General features: G+C 62.0%; 2 protein-coding genes. One reads left to right on the forward strand and one right to left on the reverse strand.

The window, feature by feature from the left end:
• Positions 1-291: 291 nt before the first annotated feature.
• The gene (locus AD89_RS0116150) at positions 292-966 is read right to left on the reverse strand and encodes an SOS response-associated peptidase (protein ID WP_051505293.1); all 675 of its coding nucleotides are present in this window, start codon (positions 964-966) and stop codon (positions 292-294) included.
• 52 nt (positions 967-1,018) lie between these two features.
• Between AD89_RS0116150 and AD89_RS0116155 the strand changes: the two genes are divergently transcribed.
• Positions 1,019-1,534: a MarR family winged helix-turn-helix transcriptional regulator gene (locus tag AD89_RS0116155; RefSeq protein WP_025780551.1), complete on the forward strand. Its 516-nt coding sequence runs from the start codon at positions 1,019-1,021 to the stop codon at positions 1,532-1,534.
• Positions 1,535-1,566: the final 32 nt, after the last annotated feature.

Raw genomic sequence — 1,566 nt, forward strand, 5'->3', positions numbered from 1 at the left:
TCACTGGGGGTATCAGTTTCTGTTTGCACTTTTCGTCTTGCGACTCGCTGTGCCAGCGGATGTCTACTCTACATGGTTGTTTCGATCCGTGCAACTCGAAGTTCATCTTCGATTTGCCCACATCGTTCCCGATCAGAGCGACTGTTGCCTTTCCTTGCGTCCTGGCAACCTGGACCACAATACACACATCTGCAGCCACCTGCAAAACCGCTCCGGCTGCGCTCACTCCCCGGCCCGGAAGAACCCCGAGAACTCGGGCGAGAGTCTCGCCCGCGCAGCTTCAAGAGAGATCTATGCCACGGGTTCGGCGAGCTCCGGAGAATCGTTGCGGACATTGCCCACCGCTTTGCCGACTCTGTGCCGAGTGACGCTTGCGGGATCGACCTGATCGAGCGTCGTCGCCAGCAGGTCAGGCACATCATTCGTCAGCACTGCCGGATCGATCCAGTCACTGATCTGGTCGCGCCCGAGGAATACCGGCATCCGATGGTGGACATCGCTGAGGTGGCCCGCGGATTCCATCGTCAGGATCGTCGTGGAGACCAGCCAGGACTCATCCGGCTGCTTCCAGAACTCGAAGAGCCCGGCCATGAAGAGCGGGTCCTCGCCGGCGGCGGTCATCATCCATGGCTGCTTGCCGTCCTCGGTGTCCTCCCATTCGTAGTAGCCCGGGATCGGCAAGGCACAGCGACGACGTCGGATGGCCTGCCGGAACATCGGCTTCTCGAGCACTGTCTCGGACCGTGCGTTGAATGCCTTGAACCCGATCTTGGGGTCTTTCGCCCAGGCGGGAACCAATCCCCAGGAAGCGGTTTCGAGGCGGCGGTGCAGCTGGCCGTCGTCGTCGAGACGCTCGACGACGATCGGCACGAATGATCCCGGAGGCACGTTGAAGCGCGGCGTGTAGTCATAGGAGACGACATCCAACCGCAGCTCATCGGCGAGATCTGCCGGATCGAGAGACATATTGAGTCGACCGCACATGCGCCCATCTTCCCACTTCACTACACTGTCGACAATGGCGGCAGAAGAGAATACAGGCACGACGTTCGACCCGATCGAAGAGTCCCGTCGGCAATGGCTGGCCCACGGGTGGGACGACGCAGCCGACGGAATGACCACGGTGATCTCGGTGATGAGGATCCACCAGCTGTTCCTGGCCCGAGTCGATGCCGCCCTCAAGCCCTTCGCACTGACATTCTCGCGCTACGAGGTCCTCACGCTTCTGTCCTTCACCAGAGCCGGGACCCTGCCGATGTCGAAGATCTCCGCTCGCCTGCAGGTGCACGCGACCTCGACGACGAACTCGGTCGACCGCCTCGAGAAAGCCGGACTCGTCGCCCGGCGCAGCCACCCCGACGATCGCCGGACGACACTCGTCGACCTTACGGATGCCGGTCGTGAGCTCGCCGCTCAGGCGACGACGGCGCTCAACGCCGAAGTCTTCACTTCTCCCGATTTCAACGGGACCGACCTCGATTCCCTCCTCCCCCATCTCGAAAAACTGCGCTCAGGACTCGAAGCCGGCAACTGAGCGGATGGACAGACGGGCCGCCTCGGCGAGGA

It is taken from the genome of Brevibacterium sp. VCM10 (assembly GCF_000583215.1).
GTDB classification, from domain to species: domain Bacteria; phylum Actinomycetota; class Actinomycetes; order Actinomycetales; family Brevibacteriaceae; genus Brevibacterium; species Brevibacterium linens.